The organism is Azospirillum picis, from assembly GCF_017876115.1.
Taxonomy (GTDB): Bacteria; Pseudomonadota; Alphaproteobacteria; order Azospirillales; family Azospirillaceae; genus Azospirillum; species Azospirillum picis.
The window spans coordinates 34,616-58,762 of sequence record NZ_JAGINO010000003.1; the positions used below are offsets into that span (position 1 = coordinate 34,616).

Below are 24,147 nucleotides of genomic sequence, written 5' to 3' on the forward strand. Positions count from 1 at the left end.
GGGACGGGCGATCCGCGCCAGTCCATCCCGGACGTGGCGCAGCCGGAAATGGCCGAGTACGGGACGCCGGTTCGGCAGCCTGCTGGAAACGATCGCAACGGCCATCCCAGACCGTCTGTCACCGCCGCCACCCAGTGTCTACCCCATCCTGGCGCCTGCAGACGGACACCTAGAGGTAGGCGGCCCTGCGGCGGCCGGTGGCCTTCTCCCAGGACCACTCGACGACGGCGCTCATCAGCCGTTCGAGCGACGGACGCACCTCGGCGGCAAGGTCGGGCCGGAACCGGTAGGGAGCTGCTTCGTCCATATAGACCGACTGCGTCAGCTCAAGCTGGATGGCGTGGATGTTGTCGTCGGGATCGCCATAGCTGCGGATGATGTATCCACCGCGCAGCCTGCCGTTCAACGCCGCCGAATAGCGTTCCGATGCCGAAAGGACGTTCATCAGGCGGACGACCAGAGGCTGGGCGGCGCTGCAGCCGTCGCCGGTGCCAAGATTGAAGTCCGGCAGCGGGCCATCGAAGAACCGTGGAACCTCGCTGCGCACGGAATGTGCGTCGAACAGGACAGCCACACCGAACCGGTCACGCAGAGCCCGGAGCTCGTCGCGAAGCCGCTCGTGGTATGGCCGCCAGTAAGCGCCCACTCGTCTCCCGATCTCCGCACCGTCCGGTTCGAGTCCCCGCTTGTAGACCGGTGACCGGTCGAAGGTGGTCAGCGGACACAACTCGGTCGGATCGGCGGCGGGATGTTGCTGGTTGCCTTCCGGATCCCGATTGAGGTCGATGACGTACCGCGAACAAAGCGACGTCAAAAATCCAATTCCGAGTGCCGGTGCGAAGTGGTACAACCGATCGAGGTGGCGATCAACGTCCGGCTGCGCCAGCGCCGTGTCCGTCATCGTTCCCGCGATGTCCGCCGGAATCATGGTTCCCATATGCGGGATGCTCAACAGGACCGGGGTTTCGCCCGGCTGGAAGCGAAAGGTTTCCATGGCTCGTCTCGTCACCGGAACGATTGGCGCTGGCCTGTGTGCGATGCCGCGGACGCAGCAACCGGACTATGGAATGTCTTGCCGCACCGCGTCAAACATATTGCTGTTTTACGAAATTTTCCTTCAGACGCCTGTCAGGGCGGGTGCACCTTCGCACCAGGGGCGTCATTCCGTCGCAGAAAATTGCCGGTTGATCTTGACCGTGACTTGCCGGACACTCCCGTGCAGCCGGCGAGCCCCCGCCAGAAGGTGCCGCCGCTTATCGGAGCACGCAGATCGCCGGCGACCGCGTTCGAGTCCGTCTCTGATGGCGGCGCCCCGCCTTCGCAGTTCCGATGACGAAGCAACGCATCAGGGGAGAAGCGTCCATGTCGACCGCCACCCGTCTTGGTGCCGCCCTGCCGGGCCGGCGCCAGATGCTCCTGCCGCTTGCACTCGCTCCGGTCGCGGGCTGGGCGATCTGGGCCGCGGGAGCGGCGGATGCTCCGGCGCATCCGGCCGGCCCGTTTCATCTTCCTGCCGACGAGACCACCGCCCTCTGGCGCGACCTCGCTGCGGTCCGGTTCGGCGGGCTGGCGGGCGATCCCCAATTCCCGATGAAAATCTCCGCCCTGGACGGGCGACCGGTGACCGTGCGCGGGTTCATGATCCCGCTGTCGGCCGGGGCGCTGCACAACCAGTTCATCCTGTCCGCCAACCCGATGGGATGTCCGGCCTGCCAGAGCCCGGCACCGTCGAGCATGATGCGCGTGCACAGCCAGATCGCGCTTCCGGCGACGCAGGATGCCGTGACGTTGACCGGTACGCTGCGACTGCGGCCCCAGGAGGGGCTGTACTACCGGTTGGACCGCGCCGAGCAGCGCTGGGCCTGAGGCGTCGGCCGCAGCTCTCCCGCTGGCCATGACGGAGAGGGCCGCTCCCCGTCGGCCGCGGTGGTGGTTCCCCGCCACCGCGATCATGGTGGCGCTGCTTCTCTATGGCGCGTTGAGCGTTCCGGCACCACAGGTGTTGCGCACGGCGGAAGCGGCGATCGGCTCGCTGATCGCCTTCGCGGTCGGCTGGCGCTGGCCGGCCATGATGATTTGCGGGCAGGCATTGCCGGCGTCGGGTGGATCGGCGATCCATGCGATGCCCATCCGGGCGTTCGCCCTGCTGCTGTGGTTGCCAATGTTGCGAGGGGCGGCGCTGGGTTGGCCGGCAACCGACATCCTGCGCGACATCGTTCCCTTGCTGTACCTGTTCCTGCCTCTCCTGCTTGCACCGGCACTGCGGGCTGGCGGTTCCCATACCCTTCGCATGCTTGGCGGCGCGCTTGCGCTGGCAGGCCTCCTGCTGGCTGTGCGCTGGTGGCGGCAGATGCAATGGGATCTTGCCGCCGTAGGGGTGCGGGCGATGGCCGACGGCAGCGTCTATCTTCTGAATGCACCGGCGGTGTTGTTCGCAGGCGTCGCCCTGCCGGCGCTGGGCCTCTCCCTGCTTGGAAGCGCGGCCTGGAAGCGCTCCGGATGCGGAACCACCGTAGGGTGGCAGATGCTGCTTCGATCGGCGCTGCTGGCCGGTGCGCTTGCCTGTGTGCTTGGCGGCCTCCTCTGTCTCGGCGCGCTGGCAGGGGCGGTCCATCGTACCGCCCTTGGTCTCGCGGTGGTCGCGTTGGCGGCGATCGGAGCATGGTGGGTTTGGCGGTCTCCGCGGCTCGCCTTGCCCATCCTGCTGGTGATCGCGGTCATGACGGGCGCCTCCGGTGACCCGTTGTCGGGCGCCTGGGATCAGGCCGCCGAGAAGACGCGTCTGACAGGCATGAACGCCCGCTTCGAGGAGGCGGCCGCGGTCATAGACGAGCTTACGGCTTCGCCCTGGACACTGGTGTTCGGAGAGGGCTGGGGTGCGCGCATCGCAAACCCCGCGGTGGGCGGATGGAGGGTGGGATACACACACACGCTGGCGAGCTATGCCCTGCTCAAGACCGGCATTCTCGGCACGTTCGCCCTGATCGCCTATCTGGGCTTCATGATGCAGGCGTGGTTCCGGTTGCTGGCCGCTGATCCGCCGCTTGCGCTGACGGTGATGCCTCCGCTCCTGATGGCCCTCGGCCTTCACACGAGCTTCAAGTACCTGGACACCGGCTTGATCCTGACATTGACCCTGCTCGGTGCCGATCACAGGAAAGGGTTGCCGATCAATCAGGGGTAACTCATACTAACGCGTGTATTGTTTCGGGCATGCGGGCCTGCAATGAGAGAGTCATCGATCCTTTTCGTCAACCGCGTGTTTCCGCCGGATCGCGGTGCGACCGGACGCTGCCTGTCCGACATCGCCGCACGAATGGCGGCGGCGGGTTGGCGGGTCTCCATTGTCGCCGACGGGCCGACGCGGCAGCCTGATCTTGCACCGGCCGGTGTGGTGGTGCATCGGACGGGTTCGGCGATGCCCGATGGCGGCGGGCCAAGCAGCCGGGCCTACCTGCGGTCTCTGCGCCGCCTTGCCGGCCAAGCCTTGCGGTTGCCGCGCCACGACGTCGTCGTGACCATGACGGATCCGCCGATGCTGGCCCTGGCCGGTCCCCTGCTGGCGGCCCGTCACCGGGCGGTCACTCTGCACTGGTGCCAGGACCTGTACCCCGATCTGCTGCCGGTGCTGGGGATCCGAATTCCGGCCGGGCTGCATCGGCTGGCGCGGGTCGGGATGGCGCAAGCCTTGCGGCGCCATGACGGTGTCATCGCCATCGGCGGCTGCATGCGCGACCGCCTGGCCGGGCTCGGAGTGCCTGACCGGTGCCTGACCGTTCTGCCGAACTGGCCCGATCCCGTCATCCGACCGTTGCCGCGTGCCGGCAATCGCTATCGCCGCTCGCTCGGGATGGATGATGGCGACGGTCGCTTCCTCGTCGTCTATTCCGGAGTCCTCGGGCTCGCCCACCCGATGGACGGGCTGCTGGATGCCGCAAGACGCCTTCAGGACAGCGATCCGGCGGTGATGGTCCTGCTGGCCGGCGATGGGCGAGGCATGGCCGCCGTCGAGCGCACGGCCTCGGCGCTGGGGCTGCGAAACCTGCGGCGCCTGCCATGGCAACCGGCGGCGCAACTGGGCGAACTCCTGGCCGCGGCGGACCTCCATCTGGTGTCGATGGCGTCGGATGCGCAGGGATTGCTGGTGCCGAGCAAGCTTGCAGGCATTCAGGCGGCTGGCCGGCCTTGCCTTTTCCTCGGGCCTTCCGGAAGCGAGTGTGCCCGGCGGATCGGGGGATGCGGCCTCACGGTCGATCCGTTCGACGGCGAGGCGATTGCCGCCGCGGTACGGGCTTATGCCGCCGATCCCGGCCGTGTGGCTGCCGAGGGGCAGCGCGCCGCTCGCCAAGCAGAAGCCTGGACCCTGGAGCAGGCCGCGGCGGCTTTCACCGCTCTTGCAGGTGCACGGCTTGCCGCTCCGCCGACCGCCGGCATCGCTGCGGGCTGGCGGGTGCCGCATGCCTGACGGCGTGGTGAAACCCGGTTCGGCGATGACGCTCCGCCTGTCCGGCGGGGAAGGCGATCCCGCACCGAAGGATATCGCCGCCATCATCGATGTCTTGCGCGGCGGCTGGGCGTGGCTGGCTGCCGGCGGGCTGATCGGACTGTTCCTTGCCGTGGCGGTGCTGTGGTCCGTTCCCCCCGTCTACAAGGCGGTGATGATCGTCGGGCCGACCGCCAGGACTGGGTCGGCGGCCATGGGCGCGCGGGTTCCCATGTTGAGCGGTCGCGAGTCGGCGCTGACTGCCGCCGAGCCTGGTGCCGGCGACGAGTCGCTGTCGGACTTCGCCCGCTACTTGGAGCTGTTCGGCGCCGGCCCAGTGGCGGAGCAGTTGGCGCGTGATCCGGTCCTGATGCGGAGGTTGTTTCCCGAACGCTGGGACGCCGCCGCCGACCGCTGGCGCCCGCCGACGGGGGTTTCGGCAATGGCCAGGCGATCGCTGCTGGCCCTGGTCGGTCGGGGCGACTGGGTGGAGCCCGACGGGGAGCGGGTCGCACACGACCTGCACAGGCGTTTGGCCGTCGATATCCTGAGGTCCGGGCCGATGCGCCGCATCACGCTTTCCGACGCGGATCGCTCGATGGCGTTGGCCTTGCTCGGGCGTATCGCCTCCGCGACGGACGATCATCTGCGGGCGGAAGCGGCACGGCGCAGCGCCGCGCAGATCGCGCACATCAAGGCGCGGCTTTCCGCCGTTACGCTGGCCGAGCACCGGCAGGCGCTCAACGACCTTTTGCTGGATCAGGAGCGCGTGGCGATGATGATCGGCGTCGATCTGCCCTTCGCTGCCGACGTCATCCAGCAGCCGTCCGCCTCCGTGCTTCCTGATTGGCCCGATCCGGCGTTGATGTTGCCACTGGGGCTTGTGGCGGGAGTGATAACGACTTTCTTCGGCCTTTTGGCCCGCCGCCCGGTGGCATGAGCGGGCCGGGAAAAAAGGAATGGACGCGATGATTCCGGTTTCGGTCGTGGTGATGACCAAGAACGAAGCAGCCAACCTGCGGTCCTGCCTGGAGTCGCTTGTTCGCTTCGCCGAGTGCTTCGTCGTCGACAGTGGCAGCGACGACGGCACGCCGGATATCGCGCGGATGCTCGGCGCCCGGCTGGTGCGCTTTCGATGGGACGGCCGCTATCCCAGGAAGAAGCAGTGGTGCCTCGACAATCTTCCCTTCACCCATCACTGGGTTCTGTTCGTCGATGCCGACGAACGTCCGACGGCGGCGCTGGTGGAGGAGATCGCACGGCTGGTCGACGGCGTGCCGGCCCACGCCGCCTATTGGGTCGACGGACGTCCGGTGTTGCACGGGCAGGCGTTGCGGTTCGGGTGCTGGAACCGCAAGCTTGCCCTGCTCGATCGCCGGCATGCCCGGTTCCCCGTCCAATCTGATCTGGACGTGGCGTCGATGTGGGAGGTGGAGGGGCATTATCAGCCCAGCGTCGACGGCACAACCGGCCGGCTGAGGCACCCCATGCTTCATCACGACGTGAAGCCGCCGGCAGCTTGGTTCGACCGTCACAACCGCTACTCCGACTGGGAAGCGGCGTTGAGATCCGACGGCCGTATGGATCGGTTGATCGACGGCGAACCGCGCGCCGGGCGGCTGGTGGACCGGAGGATGCTGAAGCGGCTGTTCCAGCATCTGCCCGCCCGCCCGCTCTGGGCCTTCCTGCATGCCTACATCCTGCGCTTTGGCCTTCTCGACGGCAGGGCGGGGCTGGATCACGCGTTGTCGCGCGCCTTCTATTACTGGCAGGTCGGTTACAAGATGCGGGCGTCGGCGCCAGGGCCGGGGTTGAGCGCCCCCCGGCCCGCGTCCTACTCGTCGAGTTGCGCGATGCGGTCGCCACCCAGCGCCTTCAACAGGTCGAAGGCGCGCTTGCGTACCCCCGGATCCTCGATGCGGTAATAGGCGCGCACCAGCTCCAGCGTCTCGCGGCGGGCCATCGACTCGAACTCGTCGCTTTCGCCTGGGCCTTCCTCCACCGCCTCGGCGGTGATCTGGTCGGGAGCCGGCATGTCGTCGAAGAAGTAGCTGACCGGCACGCCCAGCACCTGGGAGAGATTGTAGAGGCGGCTGGCGCTGATGCGGTTGGAGCCGCGCTCGTACTTCTGGAGTTGCTGGAAGGTGATGCCCACCGCCTCGCCCAGCTTTTCCTGGCTCAAGCCCAACAGGGTGCGGCGAAGCCGCAGGCGCGAGCCGACATGGATGTCGATGGGGTTTGGTCCTTCGCCGCGGCGCGACAGGGTATGGGCAGGGGCAAGTTTCGTCTTAGTCGCGCTCATAAGGTTTACCTCAAAACGGTAGTCGGGTGGGTGGGCGCCGCGAGAATGCTTAGTTCAGGAAGTAAATTCTATGCAACCTTTTGTGCGCATCAACGGTCCGTTTGGATGAAAGTGGGTAGACGAGTGCAAAAGACGTTAAATTTCCGGGCGTTCGAAACGTAATTTCGTGTAGGTTGCAGGAAACAGACGCCTGAAGGTCAGAGCCGTTCGCTGCGCGGACGCAATTGCCAACAGACGCAGACGTCCATACCCCATCATGTCCCGCCGGATGCGCGTCTGCTCGCGCCGGCCCTCATCCGCCTCTCGCTGTGAAAGCCCGCCATGCCGGAATTGGCAGACCGCCACCGGCAGCCGGACGGCATTGCCGCGGGCCAGCACGGCAAGGGTGAAGGCGTAGTCCGCGGCGATCCTGAAGCCGGTGTCGAACCGAATTCCTTGAAGGCATTCGATTCGGTAGATCATGGCCTGATGGTGGGTGAACATGCCGAAAGAGGCCAATCGATGGCTGCGCGCGCGCTTCAGCAGGATACGTCCGTCCTCCAGCCGTTCCAGCGCATCGCCGTACAGCAGGGCGCTTCCAGCGTGCCGCCCGATGGCGTCCAGCAGCCGCCCTATGGTGTCGCCGTCCGCCAGCCGATCGCCGGCATTGAGGAACAGGGCATGGCTGCACCCTGACCGGCGGGCCGCGTCCAGCGCATGATTCATCGCATCGTAAATGCCCGAATCGGGCGCCGACCGCCGCCAGTCGATAAGGGCGGCGTGGCGCTCCAGCCATTCCGACGTCCCGTCGCTTGAGGCACCGTCGGCAACGAACCAGGCAACCTGCGGTCCGAGTTGTCCGCGCAGGCTGTCACAGGTGTCGGCCAAGCCGGCACGGTCGTCGCGGACCACGGTGAGGATGGCGAGCCGGTGATGGCGCACTGTCGGGCTCATCGCGCGATCACCGAGACGGAAGCGGCGGTGATGGCAAGCTGGCTCAGGATGTTGCCGACGGCCTTGGTGATCTCCAGCGCATCGAAGGGCCGCGGATCGCGCGGCACCACCAGCACCGACCCCGGCGGGATGCCGTCCATGCGGTGGTTCCAGGAGGAGAGCGACAGCGGTCTTGCCCGGCCATCTGGCAGGATCAGAAAGCTGCGGCCGGTATCGGCGTCGCGGGTCGGGCCACCGGCTTCGGCCAGATAGTCCTCCGCCGACTTGCCGCTGATGAACTGGGCGCTGGTCGGGTGCAGCACCTCGCCCGCCACTGCGACGGTCAACGGCCGTTTTGGGATGACGATGCGGTCGCCGGGCTCCAGCAGCGGGTCCAGTTCGGGATGGGTGCGCAGCACGGCCGGGTCGGCCTCCACCACGACGCGGCCGAGCGGTCTGGCGCTGCGCAGTTGGGCGGTCAGCTCGCGCACCAGCGTGGCATTCTCGGCCTTCTCTCCCGCCAGTGCCTGGCCGCGTTCGAGATCGTCGGCCTGCCGGTTGAACTGCTCCTTCTCGCGGCGGCGCTCGCTCTCGCGCGTCAGCACGGCGCCGGCCGGGTAAGCGTCGGCGATAAGCCCCCCGGCGCGGGCGATCAGCGACGACAGGGTCTCACCTCGCCCGATGTCGTACCGCCCCGGCCGTTGCACCGCACCCTCCATCACCACCGCGCGGGCTTCCAATACCTTCGGGCGCGGATTGGCCCGCACGGCGTCCCCGGGTCCGACGGTCCGGCCGGCCGTGTGGGCGAGATCGACGATGCTGCGGGTGCCGCCGGCGTCGGTAACCTCGACCGACCTGGGATCGGCATCGGCCGAGAGGCCGCCCGCCGTGGTCAGGAGGGCGGACAAAGGCGTACGGTCCGCCACCGGATAGCCACCCGGCTCGCGCACCGCGCCGCGCACTTCGACCGTCCGTTCGCGGATCACCGACAGGATGCCGGGGTCGAGCAGGGCGGCCAGCATCGGCAATCCGTCCTGGCCGTCATCCGTCTCCGCATTCTCCTCGGCGGTGTCCGCGGTGGCCGACCCTCTGGTCGGCCTGGCGGTTTCCGCCGCCGGCTTTTCGTCTCCGGACCGGGGCTCGGCATCGGCCGGCTGAACGAGCGCATGGATGTCCTGAAGGGCGAACAGATGGATGCGGTCGCCATCGGCCAGACTGCGGTCGGCACGGCCTCCGGCCACCTCCTGAGGCGAAAAGGGAAGGTAGGCCCGGGAAAGCGATCGCCGATCGAACCGCTCGATGATGCCCAGCAGCGGATAGAGGTCACGCTGAACCTCCTTGCCGGCCAGCGCGCCACGCAGCGTGGTGCCGGAGGTCAGGGTCCGGGTGCCGGGATGCCGGACATGGCCGACCAGTTCGTAGCGTGCCGTACTGGATTCGATGATCGCCTCGCCGCCACCCCGCCCCGGCGCCCCGGCCATCGCCTTGCCGCCGGTGACCTGAGCGCCGGCTACGGGATAGAAACCGGGACGCGGACTTCCGGACAGCTTCAGAACGGAGTGGCGGATCGCCAGAGGCAGCAGGTCGGGGAGTTCCGTGAAAAGGGGCGGGCAGGGGCTGCGGGCTCCCGCCAGGCGGGCCGCCGCAGCCGCTTGCGGGCCAGCGGCCAGGGGGCCGTCCGGCTCGGCCGCCAATGCGCGTGCCAGCGCCACCAGCCCGTCGCAGGCATCCGCCGACGCCTGACGCTCGCCACCGAGCAGGGCCAGCACGGATTCGGAGGTCAGGAAATCGACGTCTTCCGTTCCCAGCACATACAGGGTGTCGCCATCGGCCAGCCGCCGACGGTCGCGCCCTCGCAGCACGGCCGCCAGATCGACCGGCAGCAGCAGCCGGGCGCCGGTCGTGGCATCCGTGGTTTCCAGCACGGCGAAGGGCAGATAGGGCGCAGGGCGCAGGTCGGCGCGGTCGACCAGATCGGCCAGCGTCCCGGTACGGGACAGCGCGCGCGGGCCGGGGCGCAGGACATGCCCTTCCAGCCTGACCTCGCCGCGGCGGTCTTCCCGCCGTGGCGTCAGCACCAGAAGGTCGCCGTCGCCGAACCGCCGAGCGTCGGGATCCGCAATCTCGTCGGTCGCTTCCTCCCCCGACGGACCGATGCCGAAGCGCAGCAGCCGCGACCCACCCGGGCGCAGCGGCCCACCGGCCAAGTCGCGCAGCTCGGCAGCGGAATGGGGAGCCGCTCCCGGCGGCAACTCGTAGATGCCCGGGTGCTTGACGGATCCGGCGACGGCCACCGTCGGCCCGAGCGGAGGCACGAACAGCCGGTCGCCGTCGCGCAGGCGCAGGTCGGCATTGCCGGCATCACGGCTCCCGGCGACCTGCAGGGCATAAAGATCGACGATGATCTTCTGTCCGCCGCGCACCAGCATGACGGTGCGTAGGGAGCCGTTGCGTTCGACCCCGCCGGCGGCCGAAAGGGCGTCCAGCACCGTTGCGAAGGCGCTGACCTCCTGCCGGCCCGGCCGGCGCACCGCCCCGGTGACCAGGGTAGCGATCCGCCGCATCTCCGCCAGCGAGACGAACGCCTCGGTGTTGGGCCAGGTCGCGGACACCGCCACCGTCAACTCTCTGCGGAGGTCGTCCAGCGTCAGGCCGGCGGCGGCGACCGGCCTCAACTCGTCGATCACCAGCCGGCCATCCCGGTCGATCGTGAATGGCTTGCTGAAGGATTTCTGGCCGCGCAGCGTCACCTGGAGGACGTCGCCGCTGTTGAGCGCGTAGTCCCCCTGAACGGCACCGGGAACGGCAGCATCGCCAAAGCCGCTTTCCCCACCGGGCAGGAACAGGTCGTAGCCGAATTGGCGCAGCGGCTCCGCAGCACGGGCGGAGAAGGCGGACTCGAGCGGCGAGGGCGGTGGCAGCTTCAGCGCCGACGCGGAGGGTAGAAGTGATCGGGACGCGGCGCCTGCCGGCTTCTGGTAGGGTGACGCCGTGCGCTGCGGCGACAAGGCCCGCCCGGCGGGCGGTGCCTCGGCCGGCAGCGCTTCGCACGCCCATGACAGCGGAGTCACCGCCGCCATCAAGGCGAGTATCCTGCAAGCAGCAGCAAGCATCGGATGTCGGGTTTCCCTGTTTTCTATTACCTGTTCGGAATCTGCGAATTCAAAACACTATTGCGTGCATGTCTCCGGAAGGCAATGCCCACCGTCCGGGGCGCCATGCAAAAGAGCCGGGGTTCACGGACGCCACGGCGGCGATAGGATGTCGCCACCGCCGTCCGCCCGCACCCCCGCGGCACCACAGGCGGACATCAAGCCAAGGGAACAGCGGCGTGATCGTCATCTACAGCGAAGAGCACCGGTTACAGGCCGGCAGGTCGGAACTCAACGACGGCCAACTCGTCCCCTGCTATGAGAAGCCCTCGCGCGCCGACATCGTGCATGCCAGGATCGACGTCGTCGGGCTGGGGCCGGTGGTCGAGCCGTCCCGCCACGGCCTCGCTCCGCTGGAACGGGTTCACGATGCGGGATATCTCGGCTTCCTCCAGTCGGCCTGGGACGAATGGGTGGTGGAGCATGGCGCCGAGATCGACGCCTTGCCGCTGAACTGGGTCGCGCCCGGCATGACGCGGCGGTCGGTGCCCCGGTCCATCGATGGACGACTCGGTTTCTACTCCTTCGATGCCGGCACACCGATCACCGCCGGCACGTGGCGCGCGGCGACGGCCGCCGCCGACTGCGCGCTGACCGGCGCCGGTCGGTTGCGCGAGGGCGACCGCAGCGCCTTTGCGCTCTGCCGTCCGCCGGGACATCATGCCGGCCGTGCCTTCTACGGCGGCTACTGCTTCCTGAACAACGCCGCGGTCGCCGCCCAGTCGCTGCGCGACGGCGGTGCCGCACGGGTGGCGGTGCTGGACGTCGACTATCACCATGGCAACGGCACGCAGGAGATCTTCTGGGATCGCGGCGACGTCCTGTTCGTGTCTCTCCACGCCGATCCCGCCGATGAGTTTCCCTACTTCTGCGGCCATGCCGATGAACGCGGCGGCGGGGCCGGCGAGGGGGCGAACCTGAACCTGCCGTTGCCCTGGGGTACCGACTGGAACGGTTATGCGCAGGCACTGGCAACCGCAGCCGGACGCATCGGGGCCTTCGCTCCCGATGCGCTTGTCGTGTCGCTTGGGGCCGACACCTACGGCGGCGACCCGATTTCCCGTTTCCGGCTGCTGTCGGAAGACTTCCTGCGCATGGGCGCGGCGATTGCCGGCATGGGCCTGCCGACCTTGTTCGTGATGGAGGGTGGCTATGCGGTCGACGATCTCGGCGTCAACGTCGCCAACGTGCTGACCGGCTTCCTGGAGGCATGACCGGTGTCAGCGGACCGTGCCGCGGCGGCGTCGTTGCCGCAGCGGCCGATTCGCTCTAGCTTTGCAACAAGTCCTGCTTGCTGGCGAGGGGACGGCCGTTGGTCGCGGACATCTCCGTTTCTGCATGGGCGCGTACATCCGTTCCCGACCCGCGTGGCCAGGCCCGGCCCGTCGACGGGCCGCCGGCGGTTGCCCGGAGCCGCGACGGCAAAGCCGGACACGGGCCGGCCGCCGGTTCCGGCAGGATGCCGTCCGGCGACACGGTCACCTTGTCCGAGGCGGCGCAGCAGCAACTCCGAGCGCTGAAGCAGGCGGATAGGACAGTCCGCCAGCACGAGGCCGCGCACCAGGCAGCCGGCGGCAGCCACGCCGGCGGCGCATCCTTCACCTACACCCGCGGCCCGGACGGCAAGAGCTACGCCACCGCGGGCGAGGTGCCGATCGACGCCAGCCGTGAAGCTGATCCGGCGGCGACGATCGACAAGATGGAGCAGGTGAAGGCTGCCGCCCTCGCTCCCGCGGATCCCTCGCCTCAGGACCTGCGGGTTGCGACCCAGGCCGACGCTGCGCGGCAGCAGGCGCAGTCGGAACAGCGGCGAGCCACCGGCACGGCCGGTGCCGATGGCGGTGCCATGCGGGCGTTGGCGGCCTATGGGGCCGCCCAGGCACTGCCGGGCGCCGGTGCCGGGTTTGCGCAGCGGCCGGGCCAAGGAACCATGCTGACCGTTTGATGCGTCAGGCGCGGGAGCCCGGCCAGCCCGACGGCGCGGCTGCGGGCTCCCGCACTTGGCCGGATGCTCTGCGGCGAGGGTCAGCGGCGAGGGGTCGTCTCGCCGTCCAGGGTCAGGAGGGCGCCATACAGATCCGGCCTGCGGTCGCGGAACAGTCCCCAGGACGCGCGCTGGGCGGCGATGCGGTCGAGGTCGAAACTGGCGGTCAGGACCGTCCGGCTTTCCCGGTCGGCCTGGGCCACGATCTCCCCCTGCGGGCCGGCGATGAAGGACGAGCCGTAGAAGGTCAGCGAGCAGCTATCCCCCTGCTCCACCCCGACGCGGTTGGAAGCGACGAGAGGCATCAGGTTGGCGCCGGCATGGCCCTGCATGACCCGCGTCCAATGGCCCTGGCTGTCGATCGACCCATCCTGCGGCTCCGAGCCGATGGCGGTGGGATAGAGCAGGATCTCGGCCCCCTTCAGCGCCATGACGCGCGCAGTTTCCGGGAACCACTGGTCCCAGCAGATCGCGCATCCGACCGTGGCATAGCGTGTCTTGAACACGGGAATGCCGGTATCGCCGGGGCTGAAATAGAATTTCTCCTGATAGCCGGGGCCGTCGGGAATGTGGGACTTGCGGTAGACGCCGAGCAGGCTGCCGTCTGCGTCGACCATGGCCAGCGAGTTGTAATAGGCGTTGCGGGCCTTTTCGAAGAAGCTGACCGGAATGACGACGGACAGTTCCCGCGCCAGCGCCTGCATCCGCCCGATCACCGGATGATCGTCGGCCGGCGCGGCGAGTTCGAACAGCGACTGCTTCTGGTCCTTGCAGAAATAGGGCGTTTCGAACAGCTCCTGCGGCAGGATGATCTGGGCTCCCCGACCGGCGGCTTCGCGAATCAGCGATTCGACACCGTCGACGTTGCCGGCGCGATCCCAACTGCAAGCCATCTGGGTTGCGGCCACGGTTACGATGCGGGACGAGGTTACGGTCATCGGCGGTGCTGGCTCCTGTGTTGAACTGTGTCGGCGCGAGGGTGAACCCGGCGAGATTGTGTGGCTAAAGGTCGCACCCGGAACGAAGGGACTCAAGGAATTGCTAAAATATTTGCAAAATGTTCACAATTGATCGCTTTCCCGAAGCGGGACGTCAAATATTCAAGCACAAAAATGAAATGGTCATTCCGTCACCCATATGCGGATATGGAACCTGTTACCCGGAGGAAAAGGATCGATACGGCATAACGTGGTAATTCCAAGAGTCGGGAGGCGTGTTTCGTTTGAAAATCCCGGCGCTTTCGCTGCTGCAGTGCGACATATCATTGCATGTCGTTGAGCTTGGGTTACGCAATTGATTTGCGCTTTCAGGGCAGAGCGTTATGATTGGATGGTGCAGCCGCTTACATACGATCAGAATGTGGCGTGGGTCCGAAGGAAGGCTCGGCAAACGCGACTTTCGGCGGAATGACCGATGTGTGTGGAGCTTGTCGGTTGGAATGGCTGCAGTCATAGGAACGACGATAGAGAGATTGTCGGTATGCGGGCGTCTGTCAAGGGGTGGGAGCCGGAGGCTCCGGGGGAGCCGGATGGCGTGGCGGGAGCGGCCGACGGTGCGTTGTCTTTCGTCGTCCGGACCGTGAACCGTGCCTTCGCCCGCGCCCTGCAACTGCGAATCGCGCAGTCCGGCGTCAGCATGGGCCAATGGTTCTTCCTGCGCGCGCTGTGGGATGAGGACGGCCTGACCCAGCGGGAACTGAGTCACCGGGTCGGCATGATGGAGCCAACCACCGTTACCGCCGTCAACGTGATGGAAAGCCAGGGGCTGGTGCAGCGCGTGCGCAACAGCGACGACCGGCGGAAGATGAACATCTTCTTGACGGAAAGGGGGCGCGCGCTGCGCGATGCGATGATGCCGACCGCCGACGAGATCAACGAGATCGCCATCCAGGGCATTGATCCGGATGACTTGGCGCGCACTCTCGACGTCCTGCGCCGCGTCGGTGCCAACCTCAATGCCGCCTCGTCCTCCAGCTTCGGCTCCGCCGCCATCGCCGGTGACGGGGACTTCAAGGATTGATCGGAGCCTGCGGCCCGGAAGCGGGCCGCGGACGCTTGTTCGTTCCCTCCCCGGTCCGTCCAAACGCCCGCCTTTCCGGTCAATCGTCCGGATCGGGGGGAGGGGGCAGGCTGGCGCCGGTCAGGTTGGCGCCCGAAAAGCGGGCGTCGCGGACATTGGCGTCGCTCAGGATGGCGCCCGTCAGGTCGGCGCCGCTGAAGTCGCAATCCGCCAGATTGGCGCCGCGCAGGTTGGTGCGGACGCAAGACGTGCCGGTCAGCTTGGCGCCGGTCAGGTTCGCCGCCCATAGCCGCCCGGTCGGCTGCCCATCCGGCCCCTTGATGTCGACCCAGCCGATACCGGCACCGTCCAGCCGCGCGTTTTCGAGGGTGGCGGCGCGCAGGTTGGCGCCGTCGAGGATGGCGCCGGTCAGGTCGGCGCCTGCCAGCACCGCCTCCGAGATGTCGCACATGATCAGCAACGCTTCGCGCAGCTTGGCGCCGGTGAGGTTGGCTCGTCTCAGGTTAGCACCGGAGAGGTTTACGCCGGAAAGATCGATGTGGCTGAGTTCGGCGCCGGTCAGGTCGGCGCGGGCGCCCATGGTGCCGTTGGTGTTGATCCAGGTGTAGTGGCTGTGCAGGGCCTGCTGGATCTGGACCGAGAAATTTTCCGCCGACCTTGCCAGATTGGCGCCCGTGGTGTCGGCGCCGCTCAGGTCGGCCCCTTCCAGCTTGGCACCATGCAGGTCGGCATTGCGCAGGTTGGCGCCGACCAGGACGGCACCGGTCAGGTTGGCGTCGCGCAGCACCGCTCCTTGCAGGTTCACGCCCGACAGATTGCTGCCGCGCAGATCGGCACGGGCGAGATTGCAGCTTTTCATGCTGGCGCGCATCAGCGTGGCGCCCGTCAGCAGTGCGCCCTCGCAGTCCGCGCCGTTCATGGACACGTCGGTGAGATCGGCGCCCGAGAGGTTGGCGTTGGTCAGCGAGGCGTCGTCGAAGTCGCTGCCAGCGAGGTCGGAGCGGACGAAGTCCAGCCCGTTACCGCCATTCTTTCCGCCGTGCGGGCCGCCGTAGAGCAGGGCGCCGCCGCGCAGGTCGGCCTCCTTGAGGATGGCGCGCTTCATCTTCGCGCCCCGCATGTGCGCGCCGCGCAGGTCCGCCCGGTACAGGTTGCAGCCCGACAGGTCGGCCTTGGTGAGGTGTGCGGCGAACAGGTCGGCGGTGCTCAGGTTGGCGTTGGACAGGTCGCAGTGGGCGAGCTTGGCGCCCGACAGCTTGCCCTGGGCCAAGTTGACTCCCGACAGGTTCGACCCCTCCATGTTGGCCATGGTCAGGTTGGCGCGTGCGCCGCCCGGCTTGTTCTTCAGCCAACGCTCGTGCTTTTCCAGCACGGCGACCAACTCGTGCGGCGTCATCGGCTTCGTCCGGTCTGTCTTGCCAGGATCGGCATGGATGGACCAATATCCGGAAATAATCTATGCCAAAGGTTAAGGCGCCGTCAGTTTTCGTGACCGGGCTGGCGTTCGGCCGGAATGCGGCTTGGCGAGGCGCGCAGGCCGCCCCATCTGCGGGGCGGCTGAACCGGCCGGCAGGATAGACGGCAGGATAGACGAAGGATGGGAAGCATGTCCGCTGGACATACGCTCTCGGCGTTCGACGCCGAACTGACTGCACTTCGGTCGACGATCGACCGGATGGGCGAGTTGGTGCAACGGCAGTTCGCGCTGGCGTTGGATGCGATCGCCGGACCCAATTCCGACATCGCGGCGGAGGTGGTCAAGGGCGACGCCGAGGTCGACCGGCTGGAAATGGAGGTGGAGGCGATGACCCTCCGTCTCCTTGCCCTGCGCCAACCGATGGCGAAGGATCTGCGCGAAGTCGTAGCGGCCCTGAAGATCGTCTCCAATCTGGAGCGGATGGGTGATTTCGCCGGTTCCGTCGCCAAGCGCGCCGTCACACTGTCGGCGCTTCCGGTGGCGCCGCCGGCCGCCTCGCTCCTGCGGATGGGGCGCCTGGTGCAGGAGATGATCGCGGACATGCGCCGCGCCTATGCCGAACAGGACGCCGATCTCGCAGCCTCCATCCGCGACCGCGACGGCGAGGTCGATGCGGCCTATACCAGCCTGTTCCGTGAGTTCCTGACCTACATGATGGAGACGCCGCTCCAGATCACCGGCTGCACCCACCTGCTGTTCGCCGCCAAGTCCATCGAGCGCATCGGCGATCACGCCACCAACGTCGCCGAGAATGTCAGTTTCATGGTCAAGGGGCGCCTGCCGGCGGAGGAACGCCGCAAGGAGGATCTCAGCAGCTACGCCGTCGCACCGCCGCCGGGCTTCTCTGAAGGCGGGGCTTGACAGGTCGGGAGCCTTGTGGTGCGCTGACCGCCATGAACATGACCTGCTCCCTGCCGTCGCACCGCTGGTGGTGGCCCGTCTCAAACGGGCCGGCCTGGCGACGCGCATGAGCGTGGATTGAACGAAAAGGCCGCCCGGTGCATCCGGAGCGGCCTTTTTCCTGACCCATGCGGTCGGAGCGAAATCGGACCAGACAGGCGGAAGCACCGGACGGCGTCCCTCCACAGGATGACCCCGATACCGGAGCCCGAACGATCATGCTTCCGTCCGACCTTTTCCTGGCCGACCCGACCCTTCTCGCGCCCTTCGCCCGCCGCACCGGAGGCGGCATCGGTCTTTCCCGCAGCGCCGAACCGGTCGCCGCCGCCGAAGCGCTCGACGACCTGACCGGGGCGCTCGACCAGTGCCGCGGCCTGCTGCTGTCCGGCGGGGTGGAAGCCCCCGGCCGGTATCGCCGTCAGGCGCTCGGGTTCGTCGACCCGCCGCTGGCGGTGACCGCCCGTGGCCGCACCGTCCGCATCGATGCCCTGAACCGGCGTGGCGCGCTGCTTTTGCCGGCGGTGGCGGAAGCCCTGCGGTCGCACGAGGCGCTGGCCGGTCTGGAAGCAGCGCCCTCTCGCGTCACCATGCTGGTCCGCCGCGCCGTCGGCGTGTTCGCCGAGGAGGAGCGCAGCCGCCAGCCCTCGGTCTTCAGCGTGCTGCGGGCCCTGATGGCGCTGTTCGAGGTCGAGGACGAGCCGTTCCTCGGCCTGTACGGCGCCTTCGGCTATGATCTCGCCTTCCAGTTCGAACCGGTCCGCAAACGGCTGGACCGGCCCGACGACCAGCGGGACCTGGTGCTGTATCTGCCGGACCGCCTGCTGGTGGTGGACCATGCCGCGGGGGTGGCGCGGCGCTTCAGCTACGAATTCACGGTCGATGGCGTCTCGACCCTCGGCGTCGCTGGCGGCGGGCGCAGTCACGGCTATCGGCGCGTGGTTGGTGCCGTGGGCGGCTGCGACCACGCCCCCGGCGAGTACCAGCGGGTGGTCGAGGCGGCGAAGGAGGCGTTCGGTCGTGGAGACCTGTTCGAGGTGGTCCCCGGCCAGACCTTCGCGGAACCCTGTTCGGACAGTCCGTCCACCGTCTTCCGCCGGCTGCGCGCTGCCAACCCGGCCCCCTACGAGGCGTTGATCAACCTCGGCGACGGCGAGTTCCTCGTCGCCGCCAGTCCGGAGATGTATGTGCGTGTCAGCCGTGGCCGGGTGGAGACCTGCCCGATTTCCGGCACGGTGGCGCGCGGCGCCGATGCGCTGGGCGACTCGGCCCAGATCCTGACGCTGCTGAATTCCGCCAAGGATGCCGCCGAACTGACCATGTGCACCGACGTCGACCGCAACGACAAGGCGCGGGTGTGCGAGCCCGGTTCGGTGCGTGTCGTCGGCCGGCGGATGATAGAACTCTATTCCCGGCTTATCCATACCGTCGACCATGTGGAGGGGCGCCTGCGCGAGGGCTTCGACTCCCTCGACGCCTTCCTTACCCATTGCTGGGCGGTGACGGTGACGGGGGCGCCGAAGCGTTGGGCGATGCAGTTCCTGGAGGACACCGAGCGTTCGCCGCGGCGCTGGTATGGCGGTGCATTCGGTCGCATCGGCTTCGACGGCGGCATGGACACCGGCATGACCCTGCGCACCATCCGCATGAAGGACGGCGTCGCCTATGTCAGGGCCGGTGCCACCCTGTTGTCGGACAGCGATCCCGATGCCGAGGACGCCGAATGCCGCCTGAAGGCTTCCGCCTTCCGCGATGCGGTGCATGGCAGGACGAACCCGGTCGGGCCGTCTGCGACCATCGTATCATCGCCCGGCATGGCGGCGTCCGCGGGGATGTTGCCCGGACAGGGACGGCGGGTGCTGCTGGTCGACCATGACGACAGCTTCGTCCACACCCTTGCCGACTATTTCCGCCAGACGGGGGCGAGGGTGATGACCTTGCGTCATACCCACGCGCGATCGGCCCTGCGTGACGAGCCGCCGGATCTGCTGGTTCTGTCGCCGGGACCCGGACGGCCGGAGGATTTCGACGTCTGCGGCACCATCGGAGCGGCGCTCGACCTCGGCGTGCCGGTCTTCGGCGTCTGCCTGGGGCTGCAGGGGGTGGCGGAGTATTTCGGTGCGTCGCTGGACCGCCTGCCGGAGCCGATGCACGGCAAGTCGTCCGAACTGAGCCACCAGGAGGGCAGCCTGTTCACCGGGCTGCCGGCCGGCATGCGGGTCGGACGCTACCACTCGCTGGTCGCGCGACGCGGCAGCCTGCCGCCGGTGCTGCGCGTGACCGCGGACGCCGGGGACAGCGTCGTCATGGCGATCGAACACCGGACGCTGCCGATCGCCGCCGTCCAATTCCATCCGGAATCGATCCTGACCCAGGATGGCGGGCATGGGCTGGCGCTGGTCGGCAACGCCATGGCGGCGCTCGCCGGGCGTCGGTGGACACCGGAGCTTGAACGCGAAGCGGCGGCCTGAGGCCGCCGCTTCGAGAGGAAGAAGCTGGAATGACGGGGGAACCCGTTATTCCAGCATGCCGAGCGCTTCCTTGTAGAGCTCCAGGATGGCTTCCTGTTCCTGGCGGTCGGCCTTGTCCATTTTCCGCAGACGGATGATCTGGCGGATGATCTTGGTGTCGAAGCCGGTGCCCTTGGCCTCGGCGTAGACTTCCTTGATGTCTTCCTGCAGGCCGCGCTTTTCCTCTTCGAGACGCTCGATGCGCTCGACGAAGGATTTCAGGCGATCCGCCGCGATGCCGCCGACGTCGGACATGGCATAACCTCAAACGATGGGGGTGTTCGGAAACGGGGCGGGACGATATCGGCGGGCGGAAGGAATGGCAAGCGGACGATGCGCACCGCAGCCGCGCTCACCGGTGACATCGCGTCCGGCCTGCGGCGCAGCGTCGCGGCTGCCGGCGCACGAGGGTCGATAATCAAGACGTATGTGAACAGCTCATGTCCGTTTTGTCTCGACGTCGGAAACAATCATACGATTGAACAAGGGCGTTATTCCCTTTGTTGCGATGCGGTGGATAGGCTGGTATTACCATCGGTGTGTTCGGCTTCACAAAGTCACACGAATCCGGCATGTATGCGCGTCGTCTTAGCCGATGGCCCAACGGGGGTGCCGGGGTCGGCGTATTCGAGGCAGGGGAGTTGCATTAATGAAAGTCGCCATTCCAAAGGAGCGACGTGCTGGCGAGCTTCGCGTGGCCGCCTCACCGGAAACGGTGAAGAAACTGAAGGGGCTGGGACTGGACGTCGTGGTGGAGAGCGGGGCCGGCCTCGGCTCCAGCATCACCGACGCCGCCTACGAGGCGGCCGGGGCGTCCATCGCCGCCGATGCCGCCTCGGCCCTGGCCGGCGCCGACATCGTGCTGAAGGTGCAGCGCCCGCTGATCGCCGGCGAAGGGGAACTGGACGAACTGGCGCTGATCGCCAGGGGCGCGCTGCTGTTCGCCATCCTCAATCCCCACAACAGCCGCGACCACGTGAAGGCCTACGCCGATGCCGGCGTCAACGCCTTCGCCATGGAGTTCATGCCGCGCATCACCCGCGCCCAGGTCATGGACGTGCTGTCCTCCCAGGCCAACCTCGCCGGCTACAAGGCGGTGGTCGATGCCGCCTCCGAATATGGCCGGGCCTTTCCGATGATGATGACCGCCGCCGGCACGGTGCCGCCGGCGCGCGCCTTCATCATGGGCGTCGGCGTCGCCGGCCTCCAGGCGATCGCCACCGCCAAGCGGCTGGGCGCCATCGTCTCGGCGACCGACGTGCGCCCGGCGGTGAAGGAGCAGGTGCAGTCGCTGGGCGGCAGCTTCGTCGCGGTGGAGAACGACGAGTTCCGCCAAGCGGAGACCGCCGGCGGCTATGCCAAGGAGATGTCGGACGACTACAAGCGCCAGCAGGCGGCGCTGGTCGCCGAGCACATCAGGAAGCAGGACATCGTCGTCACCACGGCGCTGATCCCCGGCCGCAAGGCGCCGATCCTGGTGACGGCGGAGCATGTGGCGTCGATGAAGCCGGGCTCGGTGATCATCGACCTGGCGGTGGAGCAGGGCGGCAACGTCGAGGGCTCCAAGCTGGGCGAGGTGGTGACCACGGCCAACGGCGTGAAGATCGTCGGCCATGCCAACTACGCCAGCCGCATCGCCGAGAGCGCCTCGCTGCTCTATGCCAAGAACCTGCTGGCGCTGCTGACGGCGCTGCACGGGAAAGAAACCGGCGTGGCCGTCAACTGGGACGACGAGATCGTCAAGGCCATCGCGCTGACCCGCGACGGCGCCGTCGTCCATCCCGCCTTCGCCGGCTGACCGGGCGCCCGAGGAGACTATCGCAATGGATCAGACCCAACTGTCCGCCCGTATTGCCGAGCTCAAGGCGAACCTCGCCGCGCTCAGCCAGCAGGCCGACCAGCTCGCCGCCCAAGTCGCCCACTCGGCCCAGCCCGTCGCCGAGGCCGCCGGCGGCCATGGCAGCTTCTTCGTCACCGGCCTGACGGTGCTCGTGCTCGCCTGCTTCGTCGGCTACTACGTCGTCTGGCGCGTCACCCCGGCGCTGCACTCGCCGCTGATGGCCGTCACCAATGCAGTGTCGTCGGTCATCATCGTCGGCGCCCTGATCGCCGCCGGCCCCGCAGGCCCAATCTTTGGCGATGGGGGCTTCTCCAAGGTCCTCGGCTTCCTCGCCGTCATCCTGGCAAGCGTCAACATCTTCGGCGGCTTCCTGGTGACCCAGCGCATGCTCTCCATGTTCAAGAAGAAGGGCAAGTAAGACCATGGAAACCTTGTCGGCCCTTCTCTATCTCGTCGCGTCGATCTGCTTCATCATGGCGCTGCGCGGGCTTTCCAGCCCGGAGACCTCGCGCCAGGGCAACATCTACGGCATGGTCGGCATGACCATCGCCATCCTGACCACGCTGGCCTCGCCCATCGTCCAGTCCTACTGGATGATCGTGCTCGGCATCGCCATCGGCGGCGCCATCGGCTATGTCGTGGCCAAGAAGATCGAGATGACGGCGCTGCCGCAGCTCGTCGCAGCCTTCCACTCGCTGGTCGGCCTCGCGGCGGTGTTCGTGGCGCTTGCCGCCTTCTACTCGCCGGAGGCCTACGGCATCGGCGTGCGCGGCGCCATCGCCAAGGGCTCGCTGGTCGAGATGGCGCTCGGCACCGCCATCGGCGCCATCACCTTCACCGGCTCCATCGTCGCCTTCGCCAAGCTCCAGGGTCTGGTCACCGGCAAGCCGCTGGTCTTCCCGATGCAGCACCCGCTGAACGCGGCGCTCGGCGTGCTGACGCTCATCCTGATCATCTGGCTGGTGCAGTCGAACTCGTCCGCCGCCATGTGGCTGATCGTCCTGGTGGCCCTGGCGCTCGGCTTCCTGCTGATCCTACCGATCGGTGGCGCCGACATGCCGGTGGTGATCTCGATGCTGAACAGCTATTCCGGCTGGGCGGCCTGCGGCATCGGCTTCACGCTGCAGAACAACCTGCTGATCATCACCGGCGCGCTGGTGGGCTCCTCGGGTGCGATCCTGTCCTACATCATGTGCAAGGGCATGAACCGCTCGATCTTCAACGTCATCCTCGGCGGCTTCGGCGGCGAGAGTGCGGCTGCCGGCGGTGCGGCCAAGGGGCCGCAGGGCTCGGTGAAGGCCGGCTCGGCCGAGGACGCCGCCTACATCATGAAGAACGCCCAGTCCGTCATCATCGTTCCCGGCTACGGCATGGCGGTTGCCCAGGCCCAGCATGCGCTGCGCGAGATGGCCGACGTGCTGAAGCACGAGGGTGTCGACGTGAAGTACGCCATCCACCCGGTGGCGGGGCGCATGCCGGGCCACATGAACGTGCTGCTGGCCGAGGCCAACGTGCCCTACGACGAGGTGTTCGAGCTGGAGGACATCAACCGCGACTTCGGCACGGCCGACGTGGCTTTCGTCATCGGCGCCAACGACGTGACCAACCCGGCGGCCAAGACCGACCCGGCCAGCCCGATCTACGGCATGCCGATCCTCGACGTCGAGAAGGCCAAGACGGTGTTCTTCATCAAGCGCGGCATGGCGGCCGGCTATGCCGGCGTCGAGAACGAGCTGTTCTTCCGCCCCAACACCATGATGCTGTTTGGCGACGCCAAGAAGGTCACCGAAGAGGTCGTCAAGGCGATGGAGGCCTGACCAGCCGTCAAAGTCCGGTCGGCAAGACGGTTTGACAGGACAGGGCGCGGGGAGCGAGGCTCCACGCGCCTTTTTTTTCGCTCACCGCACCGATAAGGATCCGGAGCCATGACTGCCTACATCATCGCGGATGTCCGTGTGACCGATCCTGTCGCCTATGAGGTCTACAAGTCCCTCTCTCCCGATGCGGTCGCCAAGGCCGGTGGCCGCTTTCTCAGCCGTGGCGGCGAGACGGCGGTGCTGGAAGGCGATTGGCTGCCCAATCGCGTGGTGATCCTCGAATTCCCCGACATGGCCGCCGCACTCGCCTTCTACGACAGTCCGGCCTATGTGCGCGCCCGCGAGGCCCGACGCGACGCCGCCGACTTCAGGATGATCGTGGTCGCCGGACTGTAGCGGCGAAGACGGCGGGCACCGTCGGTTACACGTTACCGTCGATTACACAAGGACCGAAGTCGGACACACGCCGGCAACACGGCCCTGCTAACGCTAGGCACCGGAAGCCGGCCGGACACGACGGACGGCTCGCCTGAGGGAGCCGGCGCCATGGACAAGTTCGACGATAGCGAACCCGCCGATTCGCAGATCGCCTTGTGGACCCGCATCGCCTTGGCGATCCTGCTGGTCGGCCTCCTGCTGTGCGGCGTGTCCCTCTATCTGCTGGCCGAAGCCTGACAGCCGCGGCGGGTTGGCTCGATCCAAAAACATGCCGGGGTGGGCGCCATAAATCACAATTGGGAAGCGCTATATACCC

At 67.6% G+C, this 24,147-nt stretch carries 22 protein-coding genes; 15 read left to right on the top strand and 7 right to left on the bottom strand.

Annotated elements, in window-relative coordinates; genetic code table 11:
- Nucleotides 1–169 precede the first annotated feature (169 nt).
- Nucleotides 170–994: an N-formylglutamate deformylase gene (gene hutG / locus J2850_RS05110; RefSeq protein WP_209979472.1), complete on the bottom strand. Its 825-nt coding sequence runs from the start codon at nt 992–994 to the stop codon at nt 170–172.
- Between the two features lie 368 nt (nt 995–1,362).
- On the opposite strand from hutG, the gene J2850_RS05115 reads away from it, so the two are divergent.
- From J2850_RS05115 to J2850_RS05135, 5 genes are all read left to right on the top strand, one after another.
- Nucleotides 1,363–1,866, top strand: coding sequence for a hypothetical protein (locus tag J2850_RS05115; protein WP_209979474.1), 504 nt, complete (start codon nt 1,363–1,365; stop codon nt 1,864–1,866).
- Between the two features lie 85 nt (nt 1,867–1,951).
- The gene (locus tag J2850_RS05120) at nt 1,952–3,184 is read left to right on the top strand and encodes a hypothetical protein (RefSeq protein WP_246512823.1); all 1,233 of its coding nucleotides are present in this window, start codon (nt 1,952–1,954) and stop codon (nt 3,182–3,184) included.
- Between the two features lie 42 nt (nt 3,185–3,226).
- A complete protein-coding gene (locus J2850_RS05125) occupies nt 3,227–4,465 on the top strand; it encodes a glycosyltransferase family 4 protein (protein ID WP_209979479.1) in 1,239 nt (412 codons plus the stop codon).
- 25 nt (nt 4,466–4,490) lie between these two features.
- Nucleotides 4,491–5,423, top strand: coding sequence for a hypothetical protein (locus J2850_RS05130; protein WP_246512824.1), 933 nt, complete (start codon nt 4,491–4,493; stop codon nt 5,421–5,423).
- Nucleotides 5,424–5,442: 19 nt separating this feature from the next.
- Nucleotides 5,443–6,408: a glycosyltransferase family 2 protein gene (locus J2850_RS05135; RefSeq protein WP_209979481.1), complete on the top strand. Its 966-nt coding sequence runs from the start codon at nt 5,443–5,445 to the stop codon at nt 6,406–6,408.
- Here J2850_RS05135 and J2850_RS05140 read toward each other — a convergent pair.
- The 3 genes from J2850_RS05140 to J2850_RS05150 all read right to left on the bottom strand — a co-directional run bounded on the left by J2850_RS05140 (nt 6,318) and on the right by J2850_RS05150 (nt 10,777).
- Nucleotides 6,318–6,785: a helix-turn-helix domain-containing protein gene (locus J2850_RS05140; protein WP_209979482.1), complete on the bottom strand. Its 468-nt coding sequence runs from the start codon at nt 6,783–6,785 to the stop codon at nt 6,318–6,320. The two genes, J2850_RS05135 and J2850_RS05140, sit on opposite strands and share 91 nt — an antisense overlap.
- A gap of 135 nt (nt 6,786–6,920) precedes the next feature.
- On the bottom strand, nt 6,921–7,718 hold the full coding sequence (locus tag J2850_RS05145; protein ID WP_209979485.1) for a glycosyltransferase: 798 nt from the start codon (nt 7,716–7,718) through the stop codon (nt 6,921–6,923).
- Nucleotides 7,715–10,777 (bottom strand): SLBB domain-containing protein, encoded by a 3,063-nt coding sequence (locus J2850_RS05150; protein ID WP_209979487.1) that lies wholly within the window; start codon nt 10,775–10,777, stop codon nt 7,715–7,717. Before J2850_RS05150 ends, J2850_RS05145 begins: the two co-directional genes overlap by 4 nt.
- Before the next feature lie 251 nt (nt 10,778–11,028).
- On the opposite strand from J2850_RS05150, the gene J2850_RS05155 reads away from it, so the two are divergent.
- Entirely contained in the window at nt 11,029–12,063 is a 1,035-nt protein-coding gene (locus J2850_RS05155; RefSeq protein ID WP_209979489.1) for a histone deacetylase family protein, read from the top strand.
- Nucleotides 12,064–12,308: 245 nt separating this feature from the next.
- On the top strand, nt 12,309–12,794 hold the full coding sequence (locus J2850_RS05160; RefSeq protein WP_209979492.1) for a putative metalloprotease CJM1_0395 family protein: 486 nt from the start codon (nt 12,309–12,311) through the stop codon (nt 12,792–12,794).
- Between the two features lie 80 nt (nt 12,795–12,874).
- Here J2850_RS05160 and aguB read toward each other — a convergent pair whose 3' ends face one another.
- Nucleotides 12,875–13,771 carry an N-carbamoylputrescine amidase gene (aguB, locus tag J2850_RS05165; protein ID WP_209979494.1) on the bottom strand — a complete coding sequence of 299 codons (897 nt, stop codon included), beginning with the start codon at nt 13,769–13,771 and terminating at the stop codon, nt 12,875–12,877.
- A gap of 541 nt (nt 13,772–14,312) precedes the next feature.
- On the opposite strand from aguB, the gene J2850_RS05170 reads away from it, so the two are divergent.
- Complete coding sequence (locus tag J2850_RS05170) at nt 14,313–14,852, top strand: MarR family winged helix-turn-helix transcriptional regulator (RefSeq protein ID WP_209979496.1); 540 nt, start codon at nt 14,313–14,315, stop codon at nt 14,850–14,852.
- Nucleotides 14,853–14,931: 79 nt separating this feature from the next.
- Here J2850_RS05170 and J2850_RS05175 read toward each other — a convergent pair whose 3' ends face one another.
- Entirely contained in the window at nt 14,932–16,248 is a 1,317-nt protein-coding gene (locus J2850_RS05175) for a pentapeptide repeat-containing protein (RefSeq protein ID WP_209979498.1), read from the bottom strand.
- Nucleotides 16,249–16,458: 210 nt separating this feature from the next.
- On the opposite strand from J2850_RS05175, the gene phoU reads away from it, so the two are divergent.
- A complete protein-coding gene (phoU, locus tag J2850_RS05180; RefSeq protein WP_209979500.1) occupies nt 16,459–17,190 on the top strand; it encodes a phosphate signaling complex protein PhoU in 732 nt (243 codons plus the stop codon).
- Between the two features lie 257 nt (nt 17,191–17,447).
- Nucleotides 17,448–19,697, top strand: coding sequence for an anthranilate synthase (locus J2850_RS05185; RefSeq protein ID WP_209979502.1), 2,250 nt, complete (start codon nt 17,448–17,450; stop codon nt 19,695–19,697).
- Between the two features lie 45 nt (nt 19,698–19,742).
- On the opposite strand, the gene J2850_RS05190 is transcribed toward J2850_RS05185, so the two are convergent.
- The gene (locus J2850_RS05190; protein ID WP_209979504.1) at nt 19,743–19,991 is read right to left on the bottom strand and encodes a DUF2312 domain-containing protein; all 249 of its coding nucleotides are present in this window, start codon (nt 19,989–19,991) and stop codon (nt 19,743–19,745) included.
- Nucleotides 19,992–20,385: 394 nt separating this feature from the next.
- Here J2850_RS05190 and J2850_RS05195 point away from each other — a divergent pair, with 394 nt between their 5' ends.
- The 5 genes from J2850_RS05195 (at nt 20,386) to J2850_RS32035 (ending at nt 24,068) form a co-directional block, all read left to right on the top strand.
- Nucleotides 20,386–21,534 (top strand): Re/Si-specific NAD(P)(+) transhydrogenase subunit alpha, encoded by a 1,149-nt coding sequence (locus J2850_RS05195; protein WP_209979506.1) that lies wholly within the window; start codon nt 20,386–20,388, stop codon nt 21,532–21,534.
- Between the two features lie 25 nt (nt 21,535–21,559).
- Nucleotides 21,560–21,994, top strand: coding sequence for an NAD(P) transhydrogenase subunit alpha part 2 (locus J2850_RS05200; protein ID WP_209979508.1), 435 nt, complete (start codon nt 21,560–21,562; stop codon nt 21,992–21,994).
- A gap of 4 nt (nt 21,995–21,998) precedes the next feature.
- A complete protein-coding gene (locus J2850_RS05205) occupies nt 21,999–23,393 on the top strand; it encodes an NAD(P)(+) transhydrogenase (Re/Si-specific) subunit beta (protein WP_209979510.1) in 1,395 nt (464 codons plus the stop codon).
- A 108-nt stretch (nt 23,394–23,501) separates the two neighbouring features.
- Nucleotides 23,502–23,789, top strand: a complete 288-nt coding sequence (locus J2850_RS05210; RefSeq protein ID WP_209979513.1) for a DUF1330 domain-containing protein — start codon at nt 23,502–23,504, stop codon at nt 23,787–23,789.
- A gap of 150 nt (nt 23,790–23,939) precedes the next feature.
- Nucleotides 23,940–24,068, top strand: coding sequence for a hypothetical protein (locus tag J2850_RS32035; RefSeq protein ID WP_281414954.1), 129 nt, complete (start codon nt 23,940–23,942; stop codon nt 24,066–24,068).
- The last annotated feature ends 79 nt before the right edge of the window (nt 24,069–24,147 follow it).

Coding starts and splice junctions, on each gene's coding strand:
- hutG (WP_209979472.1), bottom strand. CDS start 994: ATGGAAACCTTTCGCTTCCAGCCGGGCGAAACCCCGGTCCTGTTGAGC.
- J2850_RS05115 (WP_209979474.1), top strand. CDS start 1,363: ATGTCGACCGCCACCCGTCTTGGTGCCGCCCTGCCGGGCCGGCGCCAG.
- J2850_RS05120 (WP_246512823.1), top strand. CDS start 1,952: ATGGTGGCGCTGCTTCTCTATGGCGCGTTGAGCGTTCCGGCACCACAG.
- J2850_RS05125 (WP_209979479.1), top strand. CDS start 3,227: ATGAGAGAGTCATCGATCCTTTTCGTCAACCGCGTGTTTCCGCCGGAT.
- J2850_RS05130 (WP_246512824.1), top strand. CDS start 4,491: ATGACGCTCCGCCTGTCCGGCGGGGAAGGCGATCCCGCACCGAAGGAT.
- J2850_RS05135 (WP_209979481.1), top strand. CDS start 5,443: ATGGACGCGATGATTCCGGTTTCGGTCGTGGTGATGACCAAGAACGAA.
- J2850_RS05140 (WP_209979482.1), bottom strand. CDS start 6,785: ATGAGCGCGACTAAGACGAAACTTGCCCCTGCCCATACCCTGTCGCGC.
- J2850_RS05145 (WP_209979485.1), bottom strand. CDS start 7,718: ATGAGCCCGACAGTGCGCCATCACCGGCTCGCCATCCTCACCGTGGTC.
- J2850_RS05150 (WP_209979487.1), bottom strand. CDS start 10,777: ATGGCGGCGGTGACTCCGCTGTCATGGGCGTGCGAAGCGCTGCCGGCC.
- J2850_RS05160 (WP_209979492.1), top strand. CDS start 12,309: ATGCCGTCCGGCGACACGGTCACCTTGTCCGAGGCGGCGCAGCAGCAA.
- aguB (WP_209979494.1), bottom strand. CDS start 13,771: ATGACCGTAACCTCGTCCCGCATCGTAACCGTGGCCGCAACCCAGATG.
- J2850_RS05170 (WP_209979496.1), top strand. CDS start 14,313: ATGCGGGCGTCTGTCAAGGGGTGGGAGCCGGAGGCTCCGGGGGAGCCG.
- J2850_RS05175 (WP_209979498.1), bottom strand. CDS start 16,248: ATGACGCCGCACGAGTTGGTCGCCGTGCTGGAAAAGCACGAGCGTTGG.
- phoU (WP_209979500.1), top strand. CDS start 16,459: ATGTCCGCTGGACATACGCTCTCGGCGTTCGACGCCGAACTGACTGCA.
- J2850_RS05185 (WP_209979502.1), top strand. CDS start 17,448: ATGCTTCCGTCCGACCTTTTCCTGGCCGACCCGACCCTTCTCGCGCCC.
- J2850_RS05190 (WP_209979504.1), bottom strand. CDS start 19,991: ATGTCCGACGTCGGCGGCATCGCGGCGGATCGCCTGAAATCCTTCGTC.
- J2850_RS05195 (WP_209979506.1), top strand. CDS start 20,386: ATGAAAGTCGCCATTCCAAAGGAGCGACGTGCTGGCGAGCTTCGCGTG.
- J2850_RS05200 (WP_209979508.1), top strand. CDS start 21,560: ATGGATCAGACCCAACTGTCCGCCCGTATTGCCGAGCTCAAGGCGAAC.
- J2850_RS05205 (WP_209979510.1), top strand. CDS start 21,999: ATGGAAACCTTGTCGGCCCTTCTCTATCTCGTCGCGTCGATCTGCTTC.
- J2850_RS05210 (WP_209979513.1), top strand. CDS start 23,502: ATGACTGCCTACATCATCGCGGATGTCCGTGTGACCGATCCTGTCGCC.
- J2850_RS32035 (WP_281414954.1), top strand. CDS start 23,940: ATGGACAAGTTCGACGATAGCGAACCCGCCGATTCGCAGATCGCCTTG.